This is a genomic window from Nocardia carnea (assembly GCF_029868855.1).
Taxonomy (GTDB): Bacteria; Actinomycetota; Actinomycetes; order Mycobacteriales; family Mycobacteriaceae; genus Nocardia; species Nocardia carnea_A.
Genome location: NZ_JARWOV010000323.1, coordinates 1 through 1,384, shown reverse-complemented (window position 1 = coordinate 1,384; position 1,384 = coordinate 1). Strand labels below are relative to the sequence as shown.

The following is a 1,384-nucleotide window of genomic DNA, read 5'->3' as shown; positions in this document are numbered from 1 at the left end:
CGGCGTGGGTTTCGGCGTCGATCTCGAACGAATGCGCCGCACCCCGGCCCGAGGAGACCGCGGGCCGCGGCCGGTCGGCCGGCAGGTCCAGCTGATCCGGCAGTCCGGCCAGTTCCCGCGACCAGTACGAAACCTGCTGGGCGATCACCGATTCGGGATCGTCTTCCGAGCCCAGTACCTGCCGCTGCCACAGCGCGAAGTCGGCGTACTGCACCTCCAGTGGCGCCCAGCCGGGAGCCTCGCCCGCGGTACGCGCCATGTATGCGGTCACCACATCGCGCAGCAGCGGCGCCATCGAGAAACCGTCGCCGGAGATGTGATGGACGACGAAGCCCAGCACATGCTCGGAGGCGCTCAGCCGGAACAACCGGGCCCGGAACGGCACGCTCGCGGTGACATCGAATCCGGCCAGCACCAGTTCGGCGAGCCGCGTGGGCAGATCGCCCGCCGCGACCTCGATCGGTGCCAGCTCCGGCACCACCTCGGCGGCAGGCAGCACCTGCTGGTACGGCGTCCCGCCGACCTCCGGATAGAAGGTCCGCAGCGATTCGTGCCGCACCAGCACATCGGCGACCGCGGCCTGCAGGGCGGCCGCGTCGAGGTCGCCGGTCAGCCGGACCGCGATCGGGATATTGTCCACGAACGAATCCGGATCGAACCGGTTCAGGAACCACATCCGCTGCTGCGCCAGCGACAACGGCACCCGCTCCACAACCTCACCCGAGGGCAGGGTCTGCGTCGGCCGCGGCTGCGGCGCCAACGCGACCCGGCCGCCGGCCTCGGACTGCAGTTCCGCGCGCGCGGCCAGGGCGGCCACCGTGGGCGCTTCGAACAGGATGCGCACCGGGACATCGACATCCAGCGCCCGGCCGAGGCGAGCCGCGACCTGGGTCGCGATCAGCGAGTTACCGCCGAGCGCGAAGAAGTCGTCATCGGCGCCGATCCGTTCCGCGCCGAGTACGTCGGCGTAGACACCGGCCACGATCTCCTCGATCGGAGTCGACGGCGCCCGGAACTCCCGTGCCTCGAATTCCGGTTCCGGCAATGCCTTGCGATCCAGCTTGCCGGAGGTATTGAGCGGGAACGCATCCAGTTCTACGACCGCCGCCGGGACCATATAGGTCGGCAGGACCTCTCGGACGGCATCGAGCAGTTCCGCGGCTTCGATCTGCGCGCCGGGGGCGGGCACCACATAGGCGACCAGCTGCTCACCCAGCTGGGAAGCCGCCACCGTGACCACGGCCTGGCTCACCTGCGGCTGCGCCAGGAACGCGGATTCGATCTCCCCGAGCTCGATGCGCTGACCACGGAACTTCACCTGGAAATCGGTGCGGCCCAGATACTCCAGGACCGGCCGGTCGTCGACACGCTGCCAGCGCACCAG

The 1,384-nt window shown here is 69.7% G+C and carries 1 protein-coding gene; it reads right to left on the bottom strand.

What is annotated here, in order from left to right:
- The coding region (locus QH195_RS33270; RefSeq protein ID WP_280438318.1) for a condensation domain-containing protein at nucleotides 1-1,384 on the bottom strand (1,384 nt) is incomplete at both ends.